The organism is Runella defluvii (genome assembly GCF_014195535.1).
GTDB lineage: Bacteria > Bacteroidota > Bacteroidia > Cytophagales > Spirosomataceae > Runella > Runella defluvii.
In genome coordinates this window covers 94981-116391 of the sequence record NZ_JACIBY010000002.1, presented here as the reverse complement: position 1 = coordinate 116391, position 21411 = coordinate 94981, and the positions used below count along the sequence as shown (strand labels likewise).

The window sequence follows — 21411 nt, the reverse complement described above, 5'->3', positions numbered from 1 at the left end:
CCACAATGGTTTACACGATTTTCAACGATTGAATTAATCCATCCTCAAATTCATAATGATACGTCATTGTAATCGGACTGCCAGGAAAAGTTCCTGATACTTCTGTTTTCAATGTATGTTCGATTTCTGAATATTCAAGAGGTTTCATCGTTGCTTGGTAGTGTTTATTGGCTTTTTCTATCCAATTTTCTATTTCTTTTCTTCCGTTGTGCGTTTTGCCCTCATCAAAAACTACGGCTGTTTCTGTAAAACACTTTGCATAAGCAGCGCTATCAAAGTTGTTTTGTGTTTTTACTAATTCTGCTACTACTTTCGGTAAGTTCATGTTTAATGTTTTAAGATTATTAAATTGTTGGCACTGTGCCACCATCTATTACAAAATTTGTCCCTGTTAAATAATTAGCCCTTGGTGAAACCAAAAAGCCAACGAATTCTGCTACTTCGTTCGGTTCGGCAGGCCTTCCAAAAGGTATTCCACCCAATGCGTCCATGACATTTTGCTGAGCTTCTTCTACAGTACTATTTGCATTTCTTGCGATTTCGCCCAACCAAGCTTTCGATGCTGTTGTATTTATCCATCCTGGCGAAACAGTTAGGACACGAACTCCTTTGGGGGTAACTTCATTTGATAAACTTTTGCTATAATTTATCAAGCCTGCTTTTGCAGCTGCATACGGCAATGTGGAATCATATAGCGGTAGTTTACCTTGAATGGAAGCTATGTGAATAATAACGCCACTTTTCTGATGTATCATTTGTGGTAAAAATCCTCTATCCAGTCGAACAGGAGCAAGCAAATTAGCTTGTAGGGTTGATTCCCAATCTTTATCAGTTAATACAGCATAACCACCAGCAGGAGTTACTGAAGAGCCAAGGTTGTTTACAAGAATATCGAGCCTACCATAAGTCGATAAGACCTCACTGACAACTTTTTGTGCATCTTCTGCCTTGCTTAAATCGGAAGGAATGAAATGCAGATTGCTGTTTTCTTTTTCTGGTGCGTTTCGTGCAGTAATGATAACTGTTGCCCCAGCTTGCAAAAGCCTTTCTGCAATCGCTCTACCTGCTCCTTTTGTACCACCTGTTACTAAGGCAATCTTGCCCGATAACTCATTGTTGAAATCAAATTGTTGTTCCATTTGCTGAAATTATTTTATGCAAATTTGAGACTTATGTACGCTCCTCACAAGTACGGAATTGCGATTCAGATAGGGGTTAATTTTTCCCCTATTGCATAATTTGGAACATTGATTTACGCTCGTCTTATGTATGAACGAAAGATTTTGCCGAACTTAAATTGCGGTTTGGGTTTGATTGGCGAAGTGCTATACGGTAAAAATCTAGCCCGCTAAAAAGTTGGACTTGAACTAGGATTCAACTTTTAAATTTGTGATTCAATGAGTAAACTGTCGATAGCGCGAGCGTTTCGCTTGTGCTGACTATTCCAAGGCTTCTAGCCTAGTTTGGTAATAGCAAGGCTAGAAGCCTGTAAATAAGGGATACGAGCGGGGACGCTTGTACCATCGAACGGTGATGTGGTCGTTGTTATTTAATCTGCCATGCAATTAGTTTTCCAATTTCTAAAATAGTCCGATATTACCTTGTCAATATTCTCTCTTGTCGCTCCTTCCCAATACCATTGATTTTCTGAATAGGATAAGTCGTCTTTAGCGAAATAAAGGGAATAGAAATCATACAAATATTTTTTATAGCCAAGTTCAATACATATGTCTTTCAGTATACCAAGTACGTTGAAATTGTCGAGTTGTCCTTCAAAGGACTTGTCAATTAAATAACTCGTATAGTTTTTTATAGTTTGGTCTTTGTCCGAAGAGTCAAGTTGCAACTCCGCCAAAACTTTGTCTGTAAGCTCTTGCATTTGGAATTGATTAAAAGGCTCACTTTCGCCCGCAAGAATTGTCAAATTTTCGGTGTCGAAACCAACCATAAGCATATCAACTGCCCAATCAACCCAAGTCTTGTCAATGTCTCGGTTGAGTGCTTTAAAGGCTAAAATTTCAGATGTAGCTTTTACTGGTTTCATCTTATCTGTTCGGTCGTCCAATAGTGCAGCATAATGATTTCGGGCTTTGTGATTGGGCGGGTTTCGGAGCATCCAGAAATCTTTCGGTATTAACCAGCACTGAACTTGAATAGAAACACAAAGCTCTAAGTTTGCACGCCACCCTGCCTAACGTAAAACCCGTGTTATGAGTCCGTTGTTAAATCAAAATTTGCCCAAATAATTTTTCTGTTTTGCGTCGTAAAACGCAAAAAATGATTGTAAATCGAAGTCACATTAAAAGAGGGGGCTAGTGTCAACCACCATGTTTCGTTGTCATCTTTCAAATTTATAGCAGCCAAAAAATACATTTTCTCTATTTCGTTTCTTGTCACTTCAAATTCTGTATTCTTGTATTTTTTGTAAGCGAAGTCGTAAAAATTGGCTGCAATAGCCTCATAGTCAGCGGCAAATTTTTTGACTAATTCAATTTTTTTATTTAGGTCTTGGTCAATATTCTCAACAGAAATACTTAGTTCGACTTTGTTGCCTGGGCAAATATTATCTATAAGTCCAAACCACTCTTTGTCTCTCTTATTAAATTCAATATTTCCAAAACCTTCTATTGTCATACAGTTGTCACTTAATATGCACTCAAAAATATACGAAACCCCAACTATACAGCCGTTTCGTACAACTAGACAAATATAGGGGTATTCGCGAAACTGCCGATAGCGCGAGCGTTTCGCTTGTGCTGACTATTCCAAGGCTTCTAGCCTATTTTGTCAATAGCAAGGCTAGATGCCTGTAAATAAGGGATACGAGCGGGGACGCTCGCACCATCAAACGTCACTCGCCCCGACATCCGTCGGGGCGAAACAACCTAGCGTCTTTGACGCCATGGAAACGAATTCACTGCTTTTGACGAGTTACCCGATTCAAGGCAATCAGGGAGCCTAGCATGAGAGCGATGCCCATTAGTTGCGAGAAACTGATGGGTTCTTTGAGCAAAAAATGTGCCGTCAATACCGCTACGGGCAGCTCGGCAGTAAGTACCAAACCGCTCGTCGAAGCACCAATTTTGGGCATACCGATGGCAAAGAGAATAGGGGGTAATACCGTACCGAAAAATGCTAAAAATACCCCCCATTTGAGCAGACCTAGGCCGAAGTGGTTTTCAAACACAAGGCTGTGGAAGTTCATCAAAAATATCGCGACCGCCGAGCCAATCATCATCCAGGCGCTTTTGGCTTGCCACGAAGTTGCTTTGTCGGCTCGACTGTTGATGACAATGTAAAGGGCATATACCACCGAGGCGCAGAGCACAATAACAACTCCGCGCAACGACAACAAAAACGGCCCTTGCGCGAGTAACCCACTCGCCAATACGCTGCCCCCTAAAATAACAACCGTAATGATGCCTTCGGAAAGTAAAGGTCGTTTGCGGAAGAATAGCCATTCGAGCAATAAACTAAACCACGTAAACTGCATCAACAACACGATAGCGACGGAGGCGGGAATGTACTTGACCGATAGGTAGTACAAAAAAGTAGCCGCTCCAATAGCCGCCCCCGCCACGAGCAACAACGGAATTTGGGAACGGGAAGCATTAGGTTTGCCCGATGCCCCCCATACGCCTAGCAAAAGTAACGCCCCGAGCAGGGCTTGTAAAAACGCGATTTCGGCCGAATGATACCCGTAGCCGTAGGCCAACTTAACAAAAGAAGACAGAATTCCGTAACTAACAGCGCCCGTTAGTACCATCAAAATGTATTTAGTCATAAAAAAGATTGTCTAGCGATGAATACAATAAAAACTGCGTGTATGGGCAGAAACTAAACAACCGAGCGGGCTTGCCAATAGGCAATACAAACACGCTTCTTCCGAAGAAGAATGGACTCAAAACCCAAACAGACTGCTTAGTTTAGCAGGCTACTGGCGGAGGAAGTAAGCTTGAAAATGTAGAAGGATACATAAACAAAAAATTGAATGAGGCGAAGGTAACGATTTTTGGGGAAGTAATAAAGCTGATAGCGCGAGCGTTTCGCTTGTGCTGACTATTTACAGGCTTCTAGCCTATTTCGGTAATGGCAAGGCTAGAAGCCTGTAAATAAAGGGGTACGAGCGGGGACGCTCGCACTGTCGAAATGTTCAAAATGATGTAATGAATAGAGGAAGAATGGGTTTGAAGTAGGTTATTGATGCCGTAGTTTAGGGTATCAACATCATTTTTACTGATATATCGCATAAATTGAAGAAGCATTTACCCCAAACTCTCTTTTGAAAGCTGTTGAAAAATGCGATAAATTTTCAAAACCAACCTCCAAATACACATCAGATGGCTTTCTGTCCTTTTGTGCGATAAGAAAATAGGCCATCTCCAACCGACGTTTTTGTAGCCATTTTTCGGGAGTTGCGTTGAATATCTTCGTAAAATCCCTTTTAAACGATGAAATGCTGCGACCTGTGAGCTGAGCGAATTGCGTAATAGGAACATTGTATGAAAAATACCTGTTCATATACGCTTCTAAATCAATTTTATGGGGTTCGCTAAAATCAAACAAAAAGTTTTTCATGGCTGGTTTTTGAAGCAGTATTTCAATTATTTCGGTCGTTTTTATTTGGGCTAAAATTGGCGTCAGTTTTTCGGGTTGAGAAAAATACGGCATAAGCGAATTGAAATAGGCTTTCATAAACGCATCATTTTCTATTGCGATATTTGGCTCACCCAAATAGACTCCGTCTGCTTTTACGTCATATTGATCACTAAATCTTTTTAATGTTTGGTAATCAATACAAATGCTGATGGATTTAAACGGTTTTTCTCCATCGGCTTTTTTTACAGTTTTTACCAATTGATTTTTTCGTACCAAACCCAATGTCCCTGGAGGGTGAGAAATGACTCCTTCGGGTGAAAATACTTCTGAAAAGCCCGATACAATAAAGACCAGCCAATGCTCGGATACGAAAGGGTCATGCGAAAATTCTCCTGTGAGTGAGGAGAATAATACGATATTATGTTTTACTAAATCTCTCATTGTACTAGCCTTTAAATTGATTCATAATTATTTTATCCAATACCTTATCAGAAACGATTTTTCGAGCAGTTAAAATTTGTTTTGCATTAAAGCCCCCCGAATACCGTGTTTTCGGACTTTTAGCTTCAATGCTTTCTTTTATCAGTTTGGCAATGACAATAGGTTCTGGAAAATTATCGCTTGCATTTAATTTTTCTAAACTATCGGCCATTTCTTTGTAAATCGTGTTGGATGAAGTACGTTTCAATGTTTGGTTGGCAACATCTGCCCATTCCGACTTTATTCCGCCTGGTTCAATCACAATTACATCAATTCCGAATGACTTTACTTCCAATCGTAAGCTATCGCTCAATGCTTCAATTGCAAACTTGCTTGCGTGATACCATCCTGCCATCGGAAAGGCGATTTTTCCACCAATGGAAGAAATATTGATTACTTTTCCGTACTTGTTTTGTCGCATTTTGGGGAGCACCAATTGCGTTAAACGCATTGCGCCAAAGACATTTACCTCTAATTGGTAACGTGCATCTTCCATTGATACGTCTTCAATTGCACCTGACGAACCAAAACCTGCATTGTTTATCAAAATGTCGATACTTCCTGCTTCTTTGGAAATTTGCTCAACACAGGCTAAGATGCTTTCATCTTTTGTAACATCCAACGAAATTGGCTTAATTCCGTAACTTTTTAAGTCTTGCATTTTTTCTGTTCTGCGGGCAGCACCATACACATTGTAGCCATTTTGTGCTAAATAGATTGCGGTTGCTTTACCAATTCCTGCCGAAGCTCCTGTTACCAATACTGTCTTTGTCATGATTTTTTGTTTTTAAATGATGACACAAAAGTAGGCAAGTGCAGTGGGGGAGAGGTTTTCCGAAAAGTCCAAATTTGTTTGGTGAGAAGCTCAAGGGGTGGGGAGCAAAAAAAGTAAACCAATCATGATTTACTTTTTTGAAATTGTATTAATCAGCCGATAGTGCGAGCGTTCTGCACCATCGAAAATAAGTTTAACCAATTTTGTTTGTATTTTATACTCGATAAAGGCTTCAATAAAAGTAGCATCCAAATAATATAACAGGTGTTTTCTGTATCAAAATAATTGGCCGTTTTAAGCTATTCGGTTATAAACTGTTTGATGTTCTTAATATCAATTCAGCGACTTTTTATACTCAATTGGCGTCACATTTGTTTTTTTCTTAAATAATTTGTTAAAACTTTGTGAATGTTCAAAACCTAATTGATAGGCAATTTCGGAGACTGATAATTGTGTAGCAGTAAGATATGTTTTGGCTTTTTCAATCAACTTTTCATGAATATGTTGTTGTGCATTCTGTCCTGTGAAGGAACGTAACATATCACTTAAATATCGTGGGGAAACATGTAGCTGACTAGCAATGTATTCAACAGTAGGTAAACCGTTTTGAAGGGCGTCCGCATTGTCAAAGTAGTTATTCAGTAACTTTTCCATTTTTATCAGCAAATCATTGTTTACCGTTCTTCTTGTTATAAACTGTCGTTTATAGAAGCGGCTGCTCAGGTTGAGTAATACTTCAATGTGAGAAACTAAAACCTCTTGGCTAAACTCGTCAATTGAATTGCTTAATTCATCTTTTATGTTTTCGAAGACAGATATTAAAGTTCGTTTTTCTTTATCAGAAACGTATAAACCTTCATTGGCATCATAATTAAAGAAACCGTAATTTTTTATTTTTCCCCCTATGGGCGAGTGACGGATAAAATCAGGGTGAAAAAGCAATGTATATCCCGAGTAATCAATACCATCTTCAGCACTTGAAATGACCTGGTGGGGCGAATAAAAACAAAGCCCGCCTTCGGCGAAGTCATAATAACCTTGCCCGTATTTAATTTTTCCCGCGAAATTGAACTTGAAAGAGATTTTATAAAAATCCAACACCAGCAATTTGGGGATTTCTTCATCGGGTAGTTTTATGTCGGAATAGTTTACTAAACTAACCAATGGGTGCAACGGTTTGGGCAGTCCTAAAGCCGTTTGTAATGCTGATATAGAGCTGAAACTTAGTGGTGTTTTTTGTTTCGATTTCATCTTGCAAATTTAAAAATAAGGCTTAGCGGAATTGAAAATATTCTCAAAATAAAGTGTAACAAAAAAACGTTGTTTGTTGCTCATACTTTTCTGGCTTTGTGCTCGTACTGCCAACGGGCAAATACCCATTCGCAGCACGAACATGATTAATTTTTATGTCATTTTATAAGGTTTAAAACCCTATGGTGGGTTTTCTGTCTCTGCCAATTGCAGTATGGCCTGTGCGACTTTTTTCTTTGACTTTATAACGTTTCTGCCAATTCGATTAAATTGCCGTCAAGGTCTGAGAAGAACGCCAGCCGCTTGCCGATGGCAGGCAGGTTGAAAGGTTCGCCTACGATCGTTACGCCACGGGATGTAAGTTCAGCAAGCGTTTCATCAACGCTATCTACATTTAGGCAAAAATGATGATAACCTTCAGGATGCAGGCTTTCATTAAGGTCTGTGAATTTTTGTTGAGGAGCAGGATTGGCACCAGCTAATAATTCAATCCAAAAATTATCATCGTTAGCGGGGGCCAGATAAGCCAGTTGTAAGTCTCCAAAAGGCCATTCATGGACTACCCTGAAGTCTAACTTTTCGGTGTACCATCTTTTACTGGCTTCAAAGTCTGGAACTCGTAGTGCAACATGTGCTCCTTTGATGCTGCTGAGTTTGCTGTCGGTGTTCCGTGTAGGAACGTTGATAATTGTGCTCATATTTTTTTGTTTTAATTTGATGGCACAAATTTCAATAGGTTTTATCTTTTGTGTGTAGCTGTATTGAGTTAGGTTGTAGCCAAAATGACGGTGTTCAGATTTTGGGAAAGAATCGTCTGGCCATTGCTACCGCCGACAGCGCGAACCATTTCAATGCTTCGGGCCTAGTTTGGTAATAGAAGGCTGGAAGCCTGCAAATAAGGGGTACGAGCGGGGACGCTCGCACCATCGAAATTTACAAAAGTTTCGCCGTACTTTTTATAACGTTACGCCCACCAATCACCCTACTACAAATTTACAAAAAAAGCCCCGACAACATCCCGTCGGGGCGAAAAAGGTTTAGCGTCTCCGACGCCTTGGCAGGAAAAACTAAAACTGAATGGGTAACTCAATCACGGTGGTGTCCCAGCCCATGCGTAGTAGGGCATTGGTTCCTTTCGGAAACTGAATAGAGAAATTTTCGATGACCGTGTCTGATTTTTTCGGGCTCACCGTAAAACGCGCCACGTCGTTGGCTTCTTTGTACTGATACGCCCCCCAATAGTTGAGGTCTTTGTTCAAAATTACTACCCATTCGTTTTCATTGGGAATGGTAAAAAGGGAATACGTACCCGCCTTGATTTTTTTGCCTTGGAGGGTCGCATCTTGGTAAAACGTAATTTCGGTGTTTTCATTGGCACCCGTCCGCCAAACTTGACCGTAAGGAATGAGCTTCCCAAAAATTTCACGGCCATTTTTCGCAGGGCGACTGTACAAAATGCGCACCAAGGCTTTTTCATCTCCTTTGCGGTCATGGGCAAAGTTGTCAGGGAAGTAAGCCGCATCCATCGGACTTTTGTCCACGTTGCGAAACCCTTGGGCCGACGCTCCCACCCAAGCAAAAAGTACGAAAGCGATGATTACTAAGCTATTTTTCATAATTGTGAATTGGTTATCTGTGTATTGGTTATCCGTTATCCGTGTACTGGTTATCTGTTATCCGTGTACTGGTTATCTGTTATCCGTGTACTGGTTATCTGTTAACGAGGTTGATGTCAGCGAATAACAATTAACGGATAACAGTTAACGGACTGTCTTGTCCTAGCATAGGTTGACCACAAAATCAACTATTAACTATGGACAAATTGCACAATTCTAAGAATTTATCAAAGGTTGTTCGACATTTCAGTGTTGACTTTAAGAAACAAATCATTGCTCAATTAGATGCAAACCTACTTACTATTGCTGATATTGTCAGACAATACGAAGTATCTGCTGTAAGTGTATGCCGATGGCGACAACAGTATTCTAAACATTACCAAAAACCGACAAGATTAGTCATCGAAATGGAATCAGAAGCACTAAAAACGAAGGCTTTATTAGAACGAAATGCGGAGTTAGAGCGCATTATTGGGCAAAAACAATTAAAAATCGACTACTTAGAGAAGCTAATAGAAATAGCTTCTTCGGACTTAAAAATTGACCTAAAAAAAAGTACAAATACCCCACTTTCGATTACTTCAAATCTCATAGAAAAGACTTGAAAGTAACGATGAAAACTCTCTACGAGTTAGAGAAAGCAAGTAAACAAGCACATGCCCAACATCAAACTAAGGAGTTGATGGCAACTATCAACGAACAAGAAATTTTGAATCAAATTGCTCAATTGCGAATTAAACACCCTGTGTTAGGGTTGAAAAAGCTCTACCACAAAGTTAAGCCCGTTAACATGGGTCGAGACCGATTTATTACTCTGGCTATGTCGGCTAATTTAGGCATAGAAAAAGCTAAAAACTATCGTAGAACGACCTATTCAACCAAAAGCAATCGGTATAGAAACTTGTTAGAAGGGCTTTTAATCGATGATATTAACCAACTATGGGTAAGTGACATTACTTACTTTTGGGTAGTAGACAGGTTCTTTTACATCGTACTAATTATGGATGTTTATTCCAGAAAAATCATTGGCCATTATGCCTCAGCCTTATTGGTTGCATTGGCAAATGTAGGAGCATTAAAACTGGCCCTTAAAACTCGAAAAGGGCAAATGCTAAATCAGCTTATTCACCATTCGGACAAAGGTACTCAGTATGTTTTCAGTGAATATGTGCAATTACTCCAAGATAATAACATTCAAATTAGTATGGCTAATACAGTTTATGAAAACTCCCATAGTGAACGCCTGAATGGAATTATAAAAAATGAATATTTATCGCATCGAAATATTCAAACTTTACAACAACTCATCAAGCACTTAGATAGAGATGTTAAACTTTATAACCAGGATAGACCCCACTGGGAGCTAAACATGATGTCACCCATTGAGTACGAAGAGTCTCTCTCAAAAACACCAAAATGTCAAAGAACAAAAATGTCTATTTACGTAGACAGTAATACAGTTTGTAACCAAAAATTTGCAAACCAACTTGTACTTTTCTAAGTTTACAATTTATAAAATAAGTCAACCTATTTCAGGACAAGACAGACGACGTCCCCCTACCTCATACTAGGACGGGGTAAAACGGGGAGGCTCTCGTGGCCATCTTCGCCAACGGCTTGGACGGCAAAGAAATAATTGTCTTTGGAATAAGGCAACGTGAGGCCGTTTTTATCCGTAAAAAACTTCTTTTGCCAAAAAGGCCAGTTCGTTTCGCGCATCAACACGTAGTACCCTTTGACCTTGCCAGCCTTGGGCGCTTGCCAAAACAGCGAAGTGCTGTTGGTGAGGTTACGGGCTTCGAGCGTGACGTTTTGGGGCATCGACGGCGCTTTGGCCAAGTTCGACAGCGTAGCAAGGTTAACCGCCGTGTTTTTGCGCAAATACTCAAAATCCATGTTTTTGGCATAATCGCCGTATTCCACGCCTTTTTCGGTGCGCAGGTCTTGGTGTTGGTTGTTGAAATTTTCGTTCATCTCCGTCAAACGCACGGCGGCAAAATCGCGGTTGACAAACGGAGTGTGGTCGCCGCCACGGAGGTAGCGGTCGTTGCGGTAAATGAGCTTGATTTCGAGGTTGTCCACGTAACGCTCGCCTATTTCCTTGACGTAACGGGCCAACGTACGCGCTTTTCCGTCGTTTTCAGTGCCGTATTGGCGAATGCCGTTGGCGCGTTTGTCGGTGTCAAACGCAGGTAATCCTTCGCTGAATACCCGCAGTTTGGTGTTGTCAATCAGGCGGGTGTCGGGGCTGTGGTTCGAGCCCATAATGTCGTTGTTGAGGAGCGCTTCCAAGTTCCATTTTTCGTTGGTGGCTTTTTCGGCCAAATGGTTCGCACCGTACAAGCCCTGCTCTTCACCGCTGACTACCACAAAAATAATGGTGGCAGGAAACGAGGCTTTGCTCATCACCCGAGCCAACTCAATCACCGCTGCCGTTCCGCTACCGTCGTCATTGGCACCTGGAGCGTCGGCTTCGCGGTTGTTGACGTCGGTCACGCGGCTGTCGATGTGCCCACTGACCATAAAGATGCGGTCGTCGTTGGGGTCGGTGCCTTTGAGGGTCGCCATCACATTCCCGATTTCGTGGGCTTTGTCCACGCGCCGCCCGTCGGGTTCCAGCATCCAGGTGTCAATGACAGCCGTCATGCGTCCGCCCGACTGCTTGGCGTAGTCATTAAACTTGCTCAAAACCCAACGGCGAGCCGCGCCAATGCCCCTTTTGGGGTCGGTAACGGTGCTGAGGGTGTGCCGTGTGCCAAAACTGACCAATTTGTCAACGTGACTGCGGAGGCTGTCGGGCGAAACTTCGGCAACGAGCGACGAAATTTGCGGGTCGCGCAAAACGACCTGTTGCGCACGGACAAAGCTCGAAACTAAGAGGGATCCAATAAGTAAAGTAGTGGTTTTTCTCATGCGTGTAGGTTTTGACAGATAACTTATGGCAACGACGAAAAGTTGATGGCAGGCGGCGACTTTGCGGCATTTCTTTGGAATGTGCCGTCGAGTGGGACAAAATCGTTGAAAAAACCACAATTTTTCAAGAAAAATGCGCCCTTGGAAAGTCCTCCCGCGTAGTCTTTTCGGTAGTTTTTGCGGGCCGTGGCGTCACCCGTAAACTTGGCTTCGGTTAGCTCTATCCATTGATTCTGAGACGTCCATACCCATTGGTTTCCGTACAAAGCCATGCGGGATTGGTTGCCCGTGTCAGGGGTGAAATTTTCCAAAAACGAATAAAGTGATTTGAGGTAAGTATTGGTTTTGGGACGCTTAAAACTGGCAATCAACCGCCATTGATTTTCTTCAGGGGCAAAGAAATAGGCCGTGTAACTGGTGTAATTGTCGGTGGTTGGTTTGCCCTGCAACAAAAAACGGTACGTGTTGCCTGCCTTCCACGGGTACTTGAGGTAGCTTTGGCCACCTGAGCCTTCGTTGCCAAATTCACCTGTATAAACATCCGCCCCTTTCTTGAGCATCACAATTTTCTGGTCGTCGGGAATGGCGTTAGGGTTGTCGGTAGAAAACGGACTCCAAACCGAAAACAGCACCCTACGCTCCGTCGGGGAGTTGACCTGCATTCCAAAATATCCTTCGCCAAAGCCGTTGGCCATGTAATACGAGCCTATCACGTCTTCTTTCTCAGGAACAGTCAGTTCGCTGTAAAACCACTCGATGTTTTGGTTGGCAGGAAGCGTATAGCGAAGGTGTACCGAAGGGCCTCGACGTCCCCAGTAAAAGTAGTTGTCAGTATTGTTTTTGACAAAAATAGTACCGCCCCCAAGCGCGCTTCCGCTGAGGGTAAATTGCTGTAAATCACCAAAGTTGTTGCCGCTTCGGCGCATACCTTGCGCGTCGATGGCAACGTAGCCCGCTTGCGAAATTTCCCATTCACCGATGGCGTATTCTTGCGTTGTAGTAGGGACGATTTTCACCTGAAAAGGTTTTCCCAAAACCGTAAATTGAACCTCACTTTCGCTCGCTCCGCCTTTGAGGGTAGCCGAAAGTTTGAGCTTTCCTGCTTGACTTACCCGAACGTAGGTGCGGCAAATTGTCGAAAGTTGATTCCATTGAACCAGTCCATCGTTGGTGATTTTTTCATTTTTATCGGTCGAATTCAGCAACCACGCGTTGCCTCCCACGGGTACGATTTGAGAAGGGGTTTCGTGAAACGGAGCAGGAACTTGAGAGGTGGCAGTACAAGCCGACAAGCAGCTAAAGATAGCCCAAAGGAGCAAATTAAAACGGCAAAATTGACGCATAGAAATGTAGAAAAGAGAGTGGTTTTGGTTGTTGGAACAAAACTACAGGAAAAAACGTGGAAATAGCTATCTATAACTTTTAGTAATAATTGATGCGTTTTTATGATTGGCGTGTTATTGCAAAACGTTCTACTTTTGCTGTCGTAAATCTGACTGGTTAAGCAGCGGATAAAACTGAAAAAAGTAATAAATTTTTCAAAAAATAAATCTTTTCTGTTAAAATCCGTGATAACCCGTGTTGGAACATCCGTTCAATCCGTGTCCCAATACCGTGCACCGATAAAATTACTAATAGTTATGATAACAACAGATATTTGTATTGTAGGAGCAGGGCCCGTGGGGCTGTTTAGCGTTTTTGAAGCAGGACTTCTCAAAATGCGTTGCCATTTGATTGATGCCTTGCCGCAGGTAGGGGGGCAGTTGTCAGAAATTTATCCCCAAAAACCTATTTACGATATTCCAGGCTACCCCACCATCAAGGCGCAAGAGTTGGTGGATAACCTCATGGCGCAAATTGCTCCCTTCAAACCAACGTTTACGCTGGGCGAGCGCGTGGAAAAAGTAGAACGCCAACCCGACGGTTCGTTGATCGTACGTACGTCTGACGACACCGAGGTGCATTGCCAAGTGATGGTCATTGCGGGTGGGTTAGGATGCTTTGAGCCACGTAAACCAGAAATTCCTGATTTGGAACGGTTTGAAGGAAAAGGAGTGGCTTACATGGTCAAAAACCCAGAGAAATTTAGGGACAAAAACGTGGTGATTGCAGGCGGTGGCGACTCTGCCCTCGACTGGACGGCCTACTTGGCCGACGTGGCCAAAAACGTTACCTTGATTCACCGCAGCGATTCGTTTCGTGGCGCACCCGATTCGGCAGAGAAAGTGTTTGAGTTGGCGCAACACGGTCGTATTAACCTGTTGTTGCAGTCAAATGTAGTTGGCTTAAACGGCAATGGTCATTTGAAAGAGGTAGTTGTGGCGGCCAAAGACAAAAGTACCACCCAACTGTCGTCCGACTTTTTTATTCCGCTGTTTGGTTTAAGTCCGAAACTCGGCCCCATCGCCGATTGGGGGCTAAACATCAGTAAATCAGCCATTGAAGTAAATACGCTCGATTATTCGACCAACGTCGAGCGCATTTATGCCATCGGAGACATTAACACCTATCCTGGCAAACTCAAACTGATTTTAACGGGTTTCCACGAGGCCGCCATGATGTGCCAAAGCGCCTTCAAATACGTGTATCCCAATCAGCACCTCAGTTTTAAATACACGACGGTAAACGGAGTAAATGCTTTTTAATAACGCTGCAAACGACATGATACAATTCACAATAGAAGACCGCACGGGTGAGCGCCAAACGCTAGAAATTCCCGAAGGAATAGGACTCAATTTAATGGAGGTTTTGAAAGCTTCCGAGTATTTGATTTTGGCCACTTGCGGAGGAATGGCGCTCTGTGCCACTTGCCACGTGGGTGTCTTGGACGGGGGAGAAAACTTGCCATCGGTAAGCGACGCCGAACTGGATATTTTGGACACTTTGCCCTCTGCTACCTCGTGCAGTCGACTCGCCTGCCAACTACGGGTGGACGAAACCCTGCAAGGAACGACGTTTCAACTACTGGGGGAGGAGGAATAACGCCTCCCCAATCTATAACTACTCTATTGACAGCCTTTTATTTCGGCCAGAAACGTACTTGTTTTTTCGGCAGAAAAGCCAGGAAGCAAGGTGATGGAGTTACCTGCTTCATAGACGACGTTGGCGTTGGGCGTAAAATTGACGTTGCCCACTTTTTTATTGGAAGTAAGGGTCGTGGATGCTTTGAATCGCTCCTTTTCGGTGACCACGTTGTAACCTACTGCTAGGGTATTGGTGGCTACTTTCACCGTGACAGTTTCCGTGCCGCCTGTGCTGCAATTGGCGGAATAAGAAGTAGTAAGCGTAGGACTTACGGTGATTGAAGCCCCCGTTTGTGGACTTGCTCCACCCCGCCAAGTTATCGTGCCCGCGCATCCACTCGCTGCCAGGGTAATGGACGTTCCTGGACAAATAGCAGGCCGCTCGGGTGAAATGGCAATCACCGCTGGGACAGTGCAGTTTTTAGAATCTCCCGAGATGCTCCAGCCCTTACCTCCCGAGGCGACGGGCGTAGTAAGGAGCGTGCGGGCCGTTTCTGCATTGCAGTACGTAAGATTTGAAGCACCCATATTTCTACCCGTTACCGAGCCAGCCGCAAAAGCGGTGAGCGTCGCATCGTAGTTGGCCACACTCATGCCGCAGTTACCCAAAAAATTAACGAGATCCACATTGGGGTTAAGATGGTTACCCCAAGAAGCTAAATTTTGGTTAAAGGAACTACAAGCATAAAACATACTAATTAAATTTGTCGCGGAAGCAGTGTTAAAATTGTTCACTGATTGGTTAAAATCACGGCAATTGTAGAACATAGAACGCATACTTGTAACGGCAGCGGTATTAAAATTGCTCACTGATTGGTTAAAGACAATACAACTAGAAAACATTTCCCACATAGTGATAACCTTTTCGGTATTAAAATTACTTACCGATTGATTAAATGCACGACAATTAGCAAACATAGAACGCATATTTGTAACGGCAGCGGTATTGAAATTGCTCACTGATTGGTTAAAGACATAACACTCATTAAACATGCTATTCATACTGGTAACCTTTTCGGTATTAAAATTGCTAACTGGTTGGTTAAAGCTATGACACAAAGTAAACATTCCATCCATATTAGTAACGGCAGCGGTATTGAAATTGCTCACAGATTGGTTAAAGACAAGGCACTCCCCAAACATATAACTCATATCAGTAACGGCAGCTGTATTAAAATTGGTCACTGACTGGTTAAAGACATAACATTCATTAAACATATAACTCATATCAGTAACGGCGGCTGTATTAAAATTGCTAACCGATTGATTAAAGGCATGACACAATGTAAACATTCCATACATATCGGTAACGGCAGCGGTATTAAAGTTGCTCACCGATTGGTTAAAGGCAAGGCAGCGCCCAAACATTGAACTCATATCAGTAACGGTAGCAGTATTAAAATTGTCCACCGATTGGTTAAAGGCACGACAATCATAAAACATACCGCTCATATCAGTAACGGCAGTAGTATTAAAATTGCTTATTGGCTGGTTAAAGGAGCGACAAAAAGCAAACATAATACTCATATTGGTAACGGCGGCGGTATTAAAATAGCTTATCGATTGGTTAAAATTACGGCAATCATAAAACATAGCACTCATATTGGTAACGGCAGCAGTATTAAAATTGCTTATCGATTGGTTAAATATATAACAACCAGCAAACATATAACTCATATTGGTAACGGTAGCGGTATTAAAATTGCCCATCGATTGGTTAAAGGAACTACACCCGAAAAACATATAGCTCATATTGGTAACCTTTTCAGTATTAAAACTGCTCACTGATTGGTTAAAAGATCTACAATCAGCAAACATATAACTCATGTCCGTAACAGCAGAAAAGTTGGGGGTATCAGTGGCCGTGAGTGTCATGTTTGAGCAGCCGTAAAAAGCGTTCTGCATACTGGTCCAAGCCACTGTACCCCATTGCTTTATTTCCATGAGTCGTTGGCGGTCTGTTCCATTGTTGATGATAATCCTTTGAAAATTAACGGGGTCAATGCTTAGGTCGATGATGGCATTGGCAGGTAAGTTTGTGATGATGAGCGTACTTCCGCTAAACGTTCCACTGCCAGAGGCTGCTCCACCTACCTGCTGCCAAATATAACTTACGGTACCAGCGGTGGCTACGCCAAATGTCAAGGTCGTGGCAGCGCCGCCTGTTTTCGATAAATCCCAACGGGTAATAAAGGGGCTGCTTTGGGCTTGGGCAGAGTGCCACATAGTTCCCCAAGCAAGTAAAAAAATAGTCAAAAAATGGAGTACGATTTTGGGCATAAAACGTTTTTTTCGAGAGAATATTTACAAATGTAGAAAAACGTAGGTTTTAAATACGAATACTTTAAGTGCTAAAGCACAAGTTATCCGTTCAATCCGTCTCATCCGCGTGTCATCAACGACGATTTTAGCCCAGGGATGAATCGGATGCAGTAATAGGCGTCAGAGAAGTTAAGTAGTTGAGCATAAATTTTAGAGTATTAGAGTTTACACTGCTTCGTAGAAGCGTAACCTTTGTAGTAGTAGTAAAGAGAGCCATATATAAAACCCTTTTGCTTCGGAGAAGCATAACAAAGCACCAAGTTATGCTTCTCCGAAGCAAAAATTAAAAAATCACCTGCTGTTACTACAAATGTTGCGCCTCTACCGAGGCTACTTTGAATTACTCTAAAACTTTTGCTTTATTACTTAAATGAAAAATATGAGGAGGGGTAACTACTTTATTGACAGCCTTTTATCTCCGCTAGAAACGTACTCGCTTTTTCGGCAGAAAAGCCAGGGAGCAAGGGGATGGAGCTACCTGCTTCATAGACCACGTTGGCATTGGGCGTAAAATTGAAGGTATAATGAAACTTTAACGAGAGCAATTTTTTGTATCTCCCAAAATAGTCCAACCCTTACCACCAGAAGCGGTAGGTTTGGTAAGGAGTGTGCGGGCGGCTTCTGCATCACAATATTTAAGATTTGTAGCCCCCATACTTATACCTTTTGCCGAGGCTGCCGCAAAAGCCTTGAGAGTGGCATCGTAGTTGGCCACGCTCATGCCGCAATTGTCTAAAAAATTAGTTAAGTCAACATAGGCATTGAGTTTGCTGCTCCAAGTAGCCAAGCTTTGATTAAAGGCACTGCAACCATTAAACATTCCACCCATATCGGTAACGGCGGCGACATTAAAATTACTTACCGATTGATTAAAAGCACTACAACCAAAAAACATTGACTTCATGAAAGTAACAGCGGCAGTATTAAAATTACTCACAGATTGGTTAAATTTACTACAACCGCTAAACATACCATGCATATTAGTAACGGCTGAGGTGTTAAAATTACTAACCGATTGGTTAAAGGTACTACAATTAGCAAACATATCACTCATTTCAGTAACGGCTGTAGTATTAAAATTACTAACCGATTGGTTAAAGGTACTACAACCAAAGAACATATAACTCATATTGGTAACAGAGGCGGTGTTAAAACTACTTACCGATTGGTTAAAGGCACTACAGCCAGAAAACATAGAGCGTATACTGGTAACGGCTGAGGTATTAAAATTACTCACAGATTGGTTAAATTTACTACAACCGCTAAACATACCGTACATATCAGTAACGGCTGAGGTGTTAAAATTGCTTACTGATTGATTAAAGGAGCTGCAACCAACAAACATAAAACTCATCTTAGTAACAGCGGCAGTATTAAAACTGCTTACCGATTGGTTAAAAACTGTACAACCAGAAAACATACCGTACATATTAGTAACGGCTGCGGTATTAAAATTGCTGACCGATTGATTAAAGGCACGACAGCCAGAAAACATTCCCTCCATATTAGTAACGGCTGCGGTATTGAAATGACTTACCGATTGGTTAAAGACATAACAATCGCTAAACATATAACCCATATTGGTAACGGCTGTAAAGTTGGGTACATCAGTAGTTGTGAGTTTCATGTTATAGCAGCCCTGAAAGGCGCTCTGCATACTAGTCCAAGCCACCGTGCCCCATTGTTTTACTTCCATGAGGCGTTGGCGGTCTGTTCTGTTATTGATGATAATCCTTTGGAAATTAACGGGATCAATGCTTAGGTCGATGATGGCATTGGCAGGTAAGTTTATGATGGTGAGCGTACTCCCGCTAAATGTACCACTGCCAGAAGCTGCTCCACCCACCTGCTGCCAAGTATAACTTACGGTACCAGCGGTGGCTACGCCAAATGTTAAGGTCGTGGCAGTGCCGCCTGTTTTTGATAAATCCCAACGGGTAATGAAGGGGCTGTTTTGGGCTTGGGCAGGGTGTAGTATGGTTCCCCAAGCAAGGAAAGAAATAACGAGAAGTTGGAGGAAAGTTTTAGGCATAAAACGGCTTTTTTCGAGAGAATACTTACAAATGTAGAAAAACGTAGGTTTTAACTACGAATGCTTTAAGTGCTAAAGCACAAGTTATCCGTTCAATCCGTCTCATCCGCGTGCCATCAACGACGATTTTAGCCTACGGATGACTCGGATACAGTAATTAGGGCGCCAGAGAAGTTAAATGAAAAATAGGAGGAGAAATAACTGCTCTATTGACAGCCTTTTATTTCGGCCAGAAACGTACTTGTTTTTTCGGCAGAAAAGCCAGGGAGCAAGGTGATGGAGTTGCCTGCTTCATAGGCCACGTTGGCATTGGGCGTAAAACTGACATTGCCCACCTTTTTATTGGAAGTAAGGGTGGTGGATGCCTTGAATCGCTCCTTTTCAGTGACCACGTTGTAACCTACTGCTAGGGTATTGGTGGCTACTTTCACCGTAACGGTTTTTGTACCTCCCGTGCTGCAATTAGCTGAGTAGGAAGTAGTAAGTGCAGGGCTTACGGTGATTGACGCCCCCGTTTGTGGACTTGGGCCACCCATCCAAGTTACCGTGCCCGCGCATCCACTCGCTGCCAGGGTGATGGACGTTCCTGGACAAATAGCGGGCCGCTCGGGTGAAATGGCAATCACCGCTGGGACAGTGCAGTTTTTAGAATCTCCCCAGATGCTCCAGCCCTTGCCCCCCGAGGCGACGGGGGTAGTAAGGAGCTTACGGGCCGTTTCAGCACCGCAGTAGTTAATATTTGAAGCACCCATATTTCTACCCGTTACCGAGCCTGCGGCAAAAGCGGTGAGCGTAGCATCGTAGTTGGCCACACTCATGCCGCAGTTATCCAAAAAGCCAATGAGGTTCACATTAGCATTAAGTTGACTACCCCAAGAAGCTAAACTTTGGTTGAAAGAACGGCAATAAGCAAATATATAATTCATACTCTTGATGGAAGCGGTATTAAAATTGCTAATTGGTTGATTAAAAGTGCTACAACCAAAAAACATATAATTCATATCAGTAACTTTTTCAGTATTAAAATTGCTTACTGATTGGTTAAAAACAGTACAATCAAAAAACATATAACTCATATCAGTAGCCTTTTTAGTGTTAAAATTGCTCACTGATTGGTTAAATGAGCTACAATCAGAGAACATCGAACTCATATTAGTCACAGCAGCGGTATTAAAATTGCTGACCGATTGGTTAAAGGCATAACAACCATCAAACATCCCCCACATATCAGTAACTTTTTCGGTATCAAAATTACTGACCGATTGGTTAAAAGTGCTACAACCAAGAAACATCCCGCTCATAGTAGTCACAGCGGTGGTATTAAAATTACTTACTGGTTGATTGAAGTTCCTACACTCCCAAAACATACTGCTCATACGCGTAGCCTTTTGAGTATTAAAATTGCTGACCGATTGGTTAAATGAGCTACAACCAGAAAACATCGACCAAAAATCAGTAACCTTTTGAGTATTAAAATTGCTGACCGATTGGTTAAATGAGCTACAATTACTGAACATTCCGCTCATAGTAGTCACAGCGGCGGTATTAAAATTGCTGACCGATTGGTTAAATGAGCTACAATTACTGAACATTCCGCTCATAGTAGTCACAGTAACGGTATTAAAATTGCTCACTGATTGGTTAAAGGCACGACAACCAGAAAACATCGAACTCATATTAGTTACAGCGGCGGTATTAAAATTGCTGATTGATTGGTTAAAGGCACGACAACCAGAAAACATATAGCTCATATTGGTAACTTTCTCAGTATTAAAACTGCTCACTGATTGGTTAAAGGCACTGCACTCCCCAAACATTCCACTCATATTAGTCACAGTGGCGGTGTTAAAATTGCTCACTGATTGGTTAAAAGATCTACAATCAGCAAACATATAACTCATGTCCGTAACAGCAGCAAAGTTGGGGGTATCAGTAGCCGTGAGTGTCATGTTCGAGCAGCCCCAAAAAGCATTCTGCATACTGATCCAAGCCACTGTCCCCCATTGCTTTACTTCCATGAGGCGTTGGCGGTCTGTTCCGTAATTGATAATAATTCTTTGAAAATTAACGGGGTCAATGCTTAGGTCGATGATGGCATTGGCAGGTAAGTTTTTGATGGTGAGCGTCTTTCCGCTAAACGTACCACTGCCAGAGTCTGCGCCACCCACTTGCTGCCAAGTATAGCTTACCGTACCAGCTGTTTCTACGGCAAAACTTAATTCCGTAGCTGTCCAGCCTGTTTTTGATAAATCCCAACGGGTGATAAAGGGGCTGCTTTGGGCTTGGGCAGGGTGCCACATGGTTCCCCAAGCAAGTAGGGAAATAACAATAAGTTGGAGGAAAGTTTTAGGCATAAAATGACTTTTTTCGAGAGAATACTTACAAATGTAGAAAAACGTA

General features: G+C 42.4%; 20 protein-coding genes. 4 read left to right on the top strand and 16 right to left on the bottom strand.

From position 1 onward, the window contains the following. Nucleotides 1–10: 10 nt before the first annotated feature. From FHS57_RS05350 to FHS57_RS05300, 10 genes are all read right to left on the bottom strand, one after another. Nucleotides 11–325, bottom strand: coding sequence for a nuclear transport factor 2 family protein (locus FHS57_RS05350; RefSeq protein WP_183971866.1), 315 nt, complete (start codon nt 323–325; stop codon nt 11–13). Between the two features lie 19 nt (nt 326–344). Continuing rightward, a complete protein-coding gene (locus tag FHS57_RS05345; protein WP_183971865.1) occupies nt 345–1139 on the bottom strand; it encodes an SDR family oxidoreductase in 795 nt (264 codons plus the stop codon). A gap of 410 nt (nt 1140–1549) precedes the next feature. Continuing rightward, nucleotides 1550–2044, bottom strand: a complete 495-nt coding sequence (locus FHS57_RS05340) for a hypothetical protein (RefSeq protein ID WP_183971864.1) — start codon at nt 2042–2044, stop codon at nt 1550–1552. A gap of 164 nt (nt 2045–2208) precedes the next feature. After that, a complete protein-coding gene (locus FHS57_RS05335) occupies nt 2209–2634 on the bottom strand; it encodes a hypothetical protein (protein ID WP_183971863.1) in 426 nt (141 codons plus the stop codon). Nucleotides 2635–2914: 280 nt separating this feature from the next. Next, entirely contained in the window at nt 2915–3784 is an 870-nt protein-coding gene (locus FHS57_RS05330) for an EamA family transporter (RefSeq protein WP_183971862.1), read from the bottom strand. A gap of 449 nt (nt 3785–4233) precedes the next feature. Next, the gene (locus FHS57_RS05320; protein ID WP_183971860.1) at nt 4234–5040 is read right to left on the bottom strand and encodes a helix-turn-helix domain-containing protein; all 807 of its coding nucleotides are present in this window, start codon (nt 5038–5040) and stop codon (nt 4234–4236) included. A gap of 4 nt (nt 5041–5044) precedes the next feature. Further along, entirely contained in the window at nt 5045–5854 is an 810-nt protein-coding gene (locus FHS57_RS05315) for an oxidoreductase (RefSeq protein ID WP_183971859.1), read from the bottom strand. A 333-nt stretch (nt 5855–6187) separates the two neighbouring features. Continuing rightward, on the bottom strand, nt 6188–7105 hold the full coding sequence (locus FHS57_RS05310; RefSeq protein WP_183971858.1) for a helix-turn-helix domain-containing protein: 918 nt from the start codon (nt 7103–7105) through the stop codon (nt 6188–6190). A 242-nt stretch (nt 7106–7347) separates the two neighbouring features. Continuing rightward, nucleotides 7348–7803, bottom strand: a complete 456-nt coding sequence (locus FHS57_RS05305; protein WP_183971857.1) for a VOC family protein — start codon at nt 7801–7803, stop codon at nt 7348–7350. A 369-nt stretch (nt 7804–8172) separates the two neighbouring features. Continuing rightward, nucleotides 8173–8721, bottom strand: a complete 549-nt coding sequence (locus tag FHS57_RS05300) for a DUF2911 domain-containing protein (RefSeq protein ID WP_183971856.1) — start codon at nt 8719–8721, stop codon at nt 8173–8175. Between the two features lie 197 nt (nt 8722–8918). On the opposite strand from FHS57_RS05300, the gene FHS57_RS05295 reads away from it, so the two are divergent. Next, nucleotides 8919–9326, top strand: coding sequence for a transposase (locus tag FHS57_RS05295; RefSeq protein WP_183971855.1), 408 nt, complete (start codon nt 8919–8921; stop codon nt 9324–9326). An 8-nt stretch (nt 9327–9334) separates the two neighbouring features. After that, nucleotides 9335–10222, top strand: coding sequence for an IS3 family transposase (locus FHS57_RS05290; RefSeq protein ID WP_183971854.1), 888 nt, complete (start codon nt 9335–9337; stop codon nt 10220–10222). Between the two features lie 56 nt (nt 10223–10278). On the opposite strand, the gene FHS57_RS05285 is transcribed toward FHS57_RS05290, so the two are convergent. Together FHS57_RS05285 and FHS57_RS05280 are read right to left on the bottom strand one after the other, a co-directional pair. Further along, complete coding sequence (locus FHS57_RS05285) at nt 10279–11634, bottom strand: M20/M25/M40 family metallo-hydrolase (protein WP_183971853.1); 1356 nt, start codon at nt 11632–11634, stop codon at nt 10279–10281. 23 nt (nt 11635–11657) lie between these two features. Next, nucleotides 11658–12977 carry a DUF3472 domain-containing protein gene (locus tag FHS57_RS05280; RefSeq protein ID WP_183971852.1) on the bottom strand — a complete coding sequence of 440 codons (1320 nt, stop codon included), beginning with the start codon at nt 12975–12977 and terminating at the stop codon, nt 11658–11660. A gap of 297 nt (nt 12978–13274) precedes the next feature. On the opposite strand from FHS57_RS05280, the gene FHS57_RS05275 reads away from it, so the two are divergent. Together FHS57_RS05275 and FHS57_RS05270 are read left to right on the top strand one after the other, a co-directional pair. Next, the gene (locus FHS57_RS05275) at nt 13275–14279 is read left to right on the top strand and encodes an NAD(P)/FAD-dependent oxidoreductase (RefSeq protein WP_183971851.1); all 1005 of its coding nucleotides are present in this window, start codon (nt 13275–13277) and stop codon (nt 14277–14279) included. Nucleotides 14280–14295: 16 nt separating this feature from the next. Then, nucleotides 14296–14616: a 2Fe-2S iron-sulfur cluster-binding protein gene (locus FHS57_RS05270; protein ID WP_183971850.1), complete on the top strand. Its 321-nt coding sequence runs from the start codon at nt 14296–14298 to the stop codon at nt 14614–14616. A 23-nt stretch (nt 14617–14639) separates the two neighbouring features. On the opposite strand, the gene FHS57_RS05265 is transcribed toward FHS57_RS05270, so the two are convergent. The 4 genes from FHS57_RS05265 to FHS57_RS05250 form a co-directional block, all read right to left on the bottom strand. After that, nucleotides 14640–16937 carry a BspA family leucine-rich repeat surface protein gene (locus tag FHS57_RS05265; protein WP_183971849.1) on the bottom strand — a complete coding sequence of 766 codons (2298 nt, stop codon included), beginning with the start codon at nt 16935–16937 and terminating at the stop codon, nt 14640–14642. A gap of 440 nt (nt 16938–17377) precedes the next feature. After that, nucleotides 17378–17524 (bottom strand): 3-coathanger stack domain-containing protein, encoded by a 147-nt coding sequence (locus tag FHS57_RS05260; RefSeq protein ID WP_183971848.1) that lies wholly within the window; start codon nt 17522–17524, stop codon nt 17378–17380. Further along, the gene (locus FHS57_RS05255) at nt 17512–19011 is read right to left on the bottom strand and encodes a BspA family leucine-rich repeat surface protein (protein WP_183971847.1); all 1500 of its coding nucleotides are present in this window, start codon (nt 19009–19011) and stop codon (nt 17512–17514) included. Before FHS57_RS05255 ends, FHS57_RS05260 begins: the two co-directional genes overlap by 13 nt. Nucleotides 19012–19217: 206 nt before the next feature. Next, nucleotides 19218–21365 carry a BspA family leucine-rich repeat surface protein gene (locus FHS57_RS05250; RefSeq protein ID WP_183971846.1) on the bottom strand — a complete coding sequence of 716 codons (2148 nt, stop codon included), beginning with the start codon at nt 21363–21365 and terminating at the stop codon, nt 19218–19220. Between the last annotated feature and the right edge of the window lie 46 nt (nt 21366–21411).

Bases quoted from the DNA above. Each gene is read 5' to 3' on its own strand.
- FHS57_RS05350 (WP_183971866.1), bottom strand. From the start codon at position 325: ATGAACTTACCGAAAGTAGTAGCAGAATTAGTAAAAACACAAAACAAC.
- FHS57_RS05345 (WP_183971865.1), bottom strand. From the start codon at position 1,139: ATGGAACAACAATTTGATTTCAACAATGAGTTATCGGGCAAGATTGCC.
- FHS57_RS05340 (WP_183971864.1), bottom strand. From the start codon at position 2,044: ATGAAACCAGTAAAAGCTACATCTGAAATTTTAGCCTTTAAAGCACTC.
- FHS57_RS05335 (WP_183971863.1), bottom strand. From the start codon at position 2,634: ATGACAATAGAAGGTTTTGGAAATATTGAATTTAATAAGAGAGACAAA.
- FHS57_RS05330 (WP_183971862.1), bottom strand. From the start codon at position 3,784: ATGACTAAATACATTTTGATGGTACTAACGGGCGCTGTTAGTTACGGA.
- FHS57_RS05320 (WP_183971860.1), bottom strand. From the start codon at position 5,040: ATGAGAGATTTAGTAAAACATAATATCGTATTATTCTCCTCACTCACA.
- FHS57_RS05315 (WP_183971859.1), bottom strand. From the start codon at position 5,854: ATGACAAAGACAGTATTGGTAACAGGAGCTTCGGCAGGAATTGGTAAA.
- FHS57_RS05310 (WP_183971858.1), bottom strand. From the start codon at position 7,105: ATGAAATCGAAACAAAAAACACCACTAAGTTTCAGCTCTATATCAGCA.
- FHS57_RS05305 (WP_183971857.1), bottom strand. From the start codon at position 7,803: ATGAGCACAATTATCAACGTTCCTACACGGAACACCGACAGCAAACTC.
- FHS57_RS05300 (WP_183971856.1), bottom strand. From the start codon at position 8,721: ATGAAAAATAGCTTAGTAATCATCGCTTTCGTACTTTTTGCTTGGGTG.
- FHS57_RS05295 (WP_183971855.1), top strand. From the start codon at position 8,919: ATGGACAAATTGCACAATTCTAAGAATTTATCAAAGGTTGTTCGACAT.
- FHS57_RS05290 (WP_183971854.1), top strand. From the start codon at position 9,335: ATGAAAACTCTCTACGAGTTAGAGAAAGCAAGTAAACAAGCACATGCC.
- FHS57_RS05285 (WP_183971853.1), bottom strand. From the start codon at position 11,634: ATGAGAAAAACCACTACTTTACTTATTGGATCCCTCTTAGTTTCGAGC.
- FHS57_RS05280 (WP_183971852.1), bottom strand. From the start codon at position 12,977: ATGCGTCAATTTTGCCGTTTTAATTTGCTCCTTTGGGCTATCTTTAGC.
- FHS57_RS05275 (WP_183971851.1), top strand. From the start codon at position 13,275: ATGATAACAACAGATATTTGTATTGTAGGAGCAGGGCCCGTGGGGCTG.
- FHS57_RS05270 (WP_183971850.1), top strand. From the start codon at position 14,296: ATGATACAATTCACAATAGAAGACCGCACGGGTGAGCGCCAAACGCTA.
- FHS57_RS05265 (WP_183971849.1), bottom strand. From the start codon at position 16,937: ATGCCCAAAATCGTACTCCATTTTTTGACTATTTTTTTACTTGCTTGG.
- FHS57_RS05255 (WP_183971847.1), bottom strand. From the start codon at position 19,011: ATGCCTAAAACTTTCCTCCAACTTCTCGTTATTTCTTTCCTTGCTTGG.
- FHS57_RS05250 (WP_183971846.1), bottom strand. From the start codon at position 21,365: ATGCCTAAAACTTTCCTCCAACTTATTGTTATTTCCCTACTTGCTTGG.